The sequence below is a fragment of the Cellulomonas sp. A375-1 genome, assembly GCF_001040865.1.
Classification (GTDB): Bacteria; Actinomycetota; Actinomycetes; order Actinomycetales; family Cellulomonadaceae; genus Cellulomonas; species Cellulomonas gelida.
Window position 1 is genome coordinate 1 of sequence record NZ_LFKW01000028.1, and the last position, 5,707, is coordinate 5,707.

The 5,707-nt window shown below is 71.3% G+C and carries 6 protein-coding genes; 5 read left to right on the forward strand and 1 reads right to left on the reverse strand.

Annotation, left to right across the window (positions count from 1 at the left end; all coding sequences use genetic code 11):
- The 5 genes from CWIS_RS02835 to CWIS_RS02855 form a co-directional block, all read left to right on the forward strand.
- Positions 1 to 732, forward strand: a 732-nt coding sequence (locus tag CWIS_RS02835; RefSeq protein ID WP_048341728.1) for a TilS substrate-binding domain-containing protein, incomplete at its 5' end; no start/stop codon positions are given.
- An 11-nt stretch (positions 733 to 743) separates the two neighbouring features.
- A complete protein-coding gene (gene hpt, locus CWIS_RS02840; protein WP_048341729.1) occupies positions 744 to 1,298 on the forward strand; it encodes a hypoxanthine phosphoribosyltransferase in 555 nt (184 codons plus the stop codon).
- A 151-nt stretch (positions 1,299 to 1,449) separates the two neighbouring features.
- Positions 1,450 to 3,483, forward strand: a complete 2,034-nt coding sequence (gene ftsH, locus CWIS_RS02845) for an ATP-dependent zinc metalloprotease FtsH (RefSeq protein WP_048341730.1) — start codon at positions 1,450 to 1,452, stop codon at positions 3,481 to 3,483.
- A complete protein-coding gene (gene folE, locus CWIS_RS02850; protein ID WP_048341731.1) occupies positions 3,483 to 4,085 on the forward strand; it encodes a GTP cyclohydrolase I FolE in 603 nt (200 codons plus the stop codon). The genes ftsH and folE overlap by 1 nt, the downstream gene beginning before the upstream one ends.
- 16 nt (positions 4,086 to 4,101) lie before the next feature.
- Positions 4,102 to 4,686: a 1-acyl-sn-glycerol-3-phosphate acyltransferase gene (locus tag CWIS_RS02855; protein WP_048341732.1), complete on the forward strand. Its 585-nt coding sequence runs from the start codon at positions 4,102 to 4,104 to the stop codon at positions 4,684 to 4,686.
- A gap of 140 nt (positions 4,687 to 4,826) precedes the next feature.
- Here CWIS_RS02855 and CWIS_RS02860 read toward each other — a convergent pair whose 3' ends face one another.
- Positions 4,827 to 5,186: a VOC family protein gene (locus tag CWIS_RS02860; RefSeq protein WP_048341733.1), complete on the reverse strand. Its 360-nt coding sequence runs from the start codon at positions 5,184 to 5,186 to the stop codon at positions 4,827 to 4,829.
- Between the last annotated feature and the right edge of the window lie 521 nt (positions 5,187 to 5,707).

The window sequence follows — 5,707 nt, forward strand, 5'->3', positions numbered from 1 at the left end:
ATGGCCGGGGTGCGCGGACGGCTGCGTCGGCCCCTGCTCGGCATCCGGCGCGAGGACACGCTCGCGGTGTGCGAGGTGCTCGGCCTCGACCCGTGGCACGACCCGACCAACGCGGGCCAGCCCGGCGACCCGCTGCGCAGCCGCGTGCGCGCCCACGTGCTGCCGGTGCTGGAGCGCGAGCTGGGACCGGGCGTCGCGCGGGCACTGGCCCGCACCGCGACCCACCTGCGCGAGGACGCCGCAGCGCTCGACGCCGCAGGCGCCACACTCCTCGCCGACGCCCTCACCCCTGCCGACTCGTCTTCCCCCGCCGACCCCCGTGTCCCGGTCGCCGGGCGCTTCGTTGCTCCGGCACCGCTTCGTCGGCCCGAAGCGACGAACCCGCGCGGGAACGACGACGCGGCCCCGGTCGGCGACGGCGCGGCGGGCTCCGACGGCGGGGTGGGGGTGGGGGTGGTGCTCGACGTGGGTGTCCTGCTCGGGGCCGAGGACGCCGTGCGGCGGCGGGCCGTGCGTGCGGCGGTCGTCGCCGCGGGGGCGCCCGCGGGTTCGGTGCACCGGGTGCACGTGCTCGCGGTGGACGCGCTGCTCACCGACTGGCACGGCCAGGGCCCCGTCCAGCTGCCCGGGCGGGTGGTGGCACGCCGCCGCTGTGGCACGCTTGTCGTCGGGCCCGACAGCCCACCGATGCCAGCCCGGGCGACCCGTCCGGCGGACCAGCACCGCACCTGACAGGAGCAGCAGTGGACCCTGCGGACATGGGAGCCGACCTCGAGAAGGTCCTGCTCACGCAAGAGCAGCTCCACGGCAGGCTCGACGAGATCGCGGCCCAGATCGACGCGGACTACGCGGGCAAGGACCTCCTGCTCGTCGGCGTCCTCAAGGGTGCCGTGATGGTCATGGCCGACCTCGCGCGCCGGCTGCACTCACCCGTGCAGATGGACTGGATGGCGGTCTCGTCCTACGGGTCGGGGACCAAGTCGTCCGGTGTCGTGCGGATCCTCAAGGACCTCGACACCGACCTGATCGGTCGGCACGTCCTGATCGTCGAGGACATCATCGACTCGGGCCTGACGCTGTCGTGGCTCGTGTCGAACCTGCGCAGCCGCGGCCCGGCGAGCGTCGAGATCGCAACGATGCTGCGCAAGCCCGACGCCGCCAAGGTCGAGGTCGACGTCCGGTACGTCGGGTTCGACATCCCGTCGGAGTTCGTCGTCGGGTACGGGCTCGACTACGCCGAGAAGTACCGCAACCTGCCGTTCGTCGGCACGCTCGCACCCCACGTCTACGGCGCCTGACCCCGCGGACCCGTCCGCCGGCGGTGCACGACCCGGCCGTCGGCAGGCTGTGCCCTGCGCGAACAGGGCCCGGGAACGCCAGGCGGAACGTGTACGTTCGACCGATCAGCCCGCTCGAGCAGGAGGATGAGGGGCCGAGCCCCGAACGCCTATGAACGTCAAGCGCCTCGCCCGCGGTCCGCTGCTGTGGATCGTGCTCGCCGTCGTGCTGCTCTGGATCGGCGTGTCCACGCTGACCCAGCCCAGCGTCAAGTCGATCGACACGTCCGACGGCCTCGCGCTGCTCGCGGGTGACACCGTCGAGTCCGCGAAGATCACCGACGGCGTCCAGCGCGTGCAGCTCACGCTGGACAAGAATTTCGTCAAGGGCGACGACGACTTCGGCAAGCTCGTGCAGTTCCAGTACGTCGTGCCGCAGGGCGAGACGGTCGTCAAGGCGGTGCAGAGCGCCGACCTCGAGAAGGGCTTCACGTCCGAGAACCCGCAGACCTCCTGGTGGAGCAGCCTGCTGTCGCTCGTGCTGCCGTTCATCATCATCCTGGCGATCTTCTGGTTCCTCATGGCCAACATGCAGGGCGGCGGCTCGCGGGTCATGAGCTTCGGCAAGTCGCGCGCGAAGCTGGTCTCCAAGGAGTCCCCACAGGTCACGTTCGCGGACGTCGCGGGCGTCGACGAGGCGGTCGAGGAGCTCACCGAGATCAAGGAGTTCCTCTCCGAGCCGGCGAAGTTCCAGGCGGTGGGCGCCAAGATCCCCAAGGGCGTGCTGCTGTACGGCCCGCCCGGGACCGGCAAGACCCTCCTGGCCCGCGCCGTCGCGGGTGAGGCCGGCGTGCCGTTCTACTCGATCTCCGGCTCGGACTTCGTCGAGATGTTCGTCGGCGTGGGCGCGAGCCGCGTGCGTGACCTCTTCGAGCAGGCCAAGCAGAACGCTCCCGCGATCATCTTCGTCGACGAGATCGACGCCGTCGGTCGCCACCGTGGCGCCGGCCTGGGGGGCGGGCACGACGAGCGTGAGCAGACGCTGAACCAGATGCTCGTCGAGATGGACGGCTTCGACGTCAAGACGAACGTCATCCTGATCGCCGCGACCAACCGGCCCGACATCCTCGACCCGGCCCTGCTGCGCCCGGGCCGCTTCGACCGCCAGGTCGCGGTCGAGCCGCCGGACCTCAAGGGCCGCGAGAGGATCCTGCAGGTGCACGCGCAGGGCAAGCCGATGGCCCCGGCCGTCGACCTGACCGCGGTCGCTCGTCGGACCCCCGGCTTCACGGGCGCGGACCTGGCGAACGTCCTCAACGAGGCCGCGCTGCTCACCGCGCGGCAGAACGCGCAGATCATCGACGACCACGCGCTCGACGAGGCGATCGACCGCGTCGTCGCAGGTCCGCAGAAGCGCACGCGCGTCATGAACGTCAAGGAGCAGAAGCTCACGGCGTACCACGAGGGCGGCCACGCGCTCGTCGCCGCCGCGCTGCGCTACACGGACCCCGTCACGAAGGTGACGATCCTGCCCCGCGGTCGCGCGCTCGGCTACACGATGGTCATGCCCGTCGAGGACAAGTACTCGGTCACGCGCAACGAGCTGCTCGACCAGCTCGCCTACGCGATGGGTGGCCGCGTCGCCGAGGAGCTCGTCTTCCACGACCCGACGACGGGTGCGGGCAACGACATCGAGAAGGCCACCGCGACCGCGCGCCGCATGGTGACGCAGTTCGGCATGAGCAGCTCGATCGGCGCGATCCGCCTCGGTCAGGACTCCGGCGAGGTCTTCCTCGGCCGCGACATGGGCCACCAGCGCGACTACTCCGAGGAGGTCGCGGGCCGGATCGACGCCGAGGTGCGCGGGCTCATCGACCGTGCGCACGACGAGGCCTGGGAGATCCTGGTCGAGTACCGCGACGTCCTGGACGCCCTCGTGCTCGAGCTCCTCGAGAAGGAGACGCTCAACGCCAAGCAGCTCGCGGAGATCTTCGAGCCCGTGGTGAAGCGCGAGCCGCGGCAGGTGTGGCTCTCGAGCGACCAGCGTGCCGTCTCGGACCGCCCGCCGATCCAGACGCCCGCCGAGATCGCCGCGCAGAACGGGCACGCCGTCGTCCCCGAGGACGAGGCCGTCGCCGCGAACCACGAGCGCCCGCCGGTCGAGACCATCGAGCTCCCGCCGTCGCAGACGCCCGAGGCCAACTGATGGTCGACCCGATCACGGAGCCCACCGGCCCCGTCGGTGAGTACGACCAGCCGCGCGCCGAGGCCGCGATCCGTGAGCTGCTGATCGCCGTCGGTGAGGACCCGGACCGCGAGGGCCTGCAGGACACCCCGGCGCGTGTGGCGCGTGCCTACCGGGAGATCTTCGCCGGGCTGCGGATGACCCCGAAGGACGTCCTGACGACGACCTTCAACCTCGGTCACGACGAGATGGTCCTGGTCAAGGACATCGAGGTGTACTCGACGTGCGAGCACCACCTGGTGCCGTTCCACGGTGTGGCGCACGTCGGCTACATCCCGGGCGCCGACGGTCGCATCACGGGGCTGTCGAAGCTCGCGCGGCTCGTCGACGTCTTCGCGCGGCGCCCGCAGGTCCAGGAGCGCCTCACGACGCAGATCGCCGACGCGCTCGTCGCGGAGCTCGAGCCCCGCGGCGTGATCGTCGTCATCGAGTGCGAGCACCTGTGCATGTCGATGCGCGGTGTCCGCAAGCCTGGTTCACGCACCGTGACGTCCGCGGTGCGCGGGCAGATGCGCACCGCCGCGACGCGTGCCGAGGCGATGAGCCTCATCCAGGCGCACTGAGCACGAGGAGCGAGTCGTGAGCGTTCGTCGGACGGTGGCCCGCGCGTTCTGGCGGGTCAGCCGCTGGGACCTGGTCACCGAGCGTCCGCCGCGGGACGGCGCGGGCATCCTGATCGGCGCCCCGCACACGTCCAACTGGGACTTCATCTTCATGCTCGGCATCGCGTGGGAGCAGGAGCTGCCGTTCCGGTGGCTCGGCAAGCACACGCTGTTCTCGGGCCTCGCCGGCCCGCTCATGCGAGGGTTGGGCGGCATCCCCGTGGACCGGCGCGACCCCGCCGGGCTCGTCGACGAGCTCGTCTCGCGGGTGCGCGACGGCGAGCGGTTCTACCTCGTCGTGACGCCCGAGGGCACGCGCAGCGGGTCCGGCTGGAAGTCGGGCTTCTACCGGATCGCCCGCGAGGTGGACTGGCCGGTGACGCTCGGCTACGTCGACCGGACCACGATGACGACGGGCCTCGGCCCGACCGTCCGGCTCACCGGCGACGTCCGCGCGGACATGGACGTCATCCGTGCGTTCTACGCCGACAAGTCAGGTTTCCAGCCGCGGCGGCGCACCGAGCCACGCCTGCGCGCCGAGTCGGGGGAGGAGTCGGTATGAGGTTCATGCGGTCGCGCAGGGTGCTCGTCGTCGTGTCCATGGTCGCGGCGATCGCCCTCGTCGGGACGCTCGCCATCGGCCTGCTCGTCTGACCCCGGCACCCCCCGGTACCGACTGCCCGCCCGACTCCGCGGCCTGGGTCAGCTGGTCTCGCCCTCGTAGAGCCCGATGTCGTTGCCGTCGGGGTCGCGCACGACGGCCCACCAGCTCGTCTCGCTGATCGGCGACTTGGGCATGAGGACGGTCGCGCCGAGCTCCGTGGCCTTCGCGATCGTCTCGTCGATCGAGTCGACCTCGACGTAGCTGCGCGGCTGGGTGAAGCCCTCGGAGCGCGGAGCGAGGCCGCCGCCGCTGATCTTGTTGGGGGCCTGCCACATGGGGTAGCCCTCGTAGCCCGCGACCTCGGCGATCTGCCAGCCGAACAGCGTGCCGTAGAAGCGGGTCGCGGCGTCGTTGTCGGACACCGGGATGTCGATGTGGGTGATGTCTCCGTGGGGCATCGCACGCTCCGTCCTCGTCGTGCCGCCCGACCGCGAATCGGTCGAATCGGACCCCCAGCACGCTACGACAGCCCTCCGACACCCGCCCACCCACACTCGACCCAGCCCCGCACGTGCCGCTCCACCGCCCACGCCTTCCACTCACTCCCACGCCACGCACGCCACCCGCCCGCGCTGCTCGACCCGCACCGCTGCTCTCCACCCAGCGCACGCTCAGCCTCCGACCCCCCGACCCCGAGCGAGCGCAGGCTGGTCCGCGCGCCCTGGCCCTCGACCCAGGACTTGCTCCGGCCATAGCGGTGTGAGGCCTGAGCAACCGCTGCCTCGTGGGTGGTGGGCGGCATGACCCAGGGCTTGCTCCGGCGGTGACTCGGTGGGGCCTGAGTAGGTGCTGGCTCGGTGACGCGCTGCGCTCGACCCAGGGGTTGCTCCGGCTGTGGCGAGGTGAGGCCTGAGTGAGCGCTGGTTCGTGGGTGGTGGGAGGTGTGACCCAGGGGTTGCTCCGGCTGTGGCGAGGTGAG

Excerpts from the sequence above, each read along its gene's own strand:
- ftsH (WP_048341730.1), top strand. The coding sequence starts at position 1,450 with ATGAACGTCAAGCGCCTCGCCCGCGGTCCGCTGCTGTGGATCGTGCTC.
- folE (WP_048341731.1), top strand. The coding sequence starts at position 3,483 with ATGGTCGACCCGATCACGGAGCCCACCGGCCCCGTCGGTGAGTACGAC.
- CWIS_RS02860 (WP_048341733.1), bottom strand. The coding sequence starts at position 5,186 with ATGCCCCACGGAGACATCACCCACATCGACATCCCGGTGTCCGACAAC.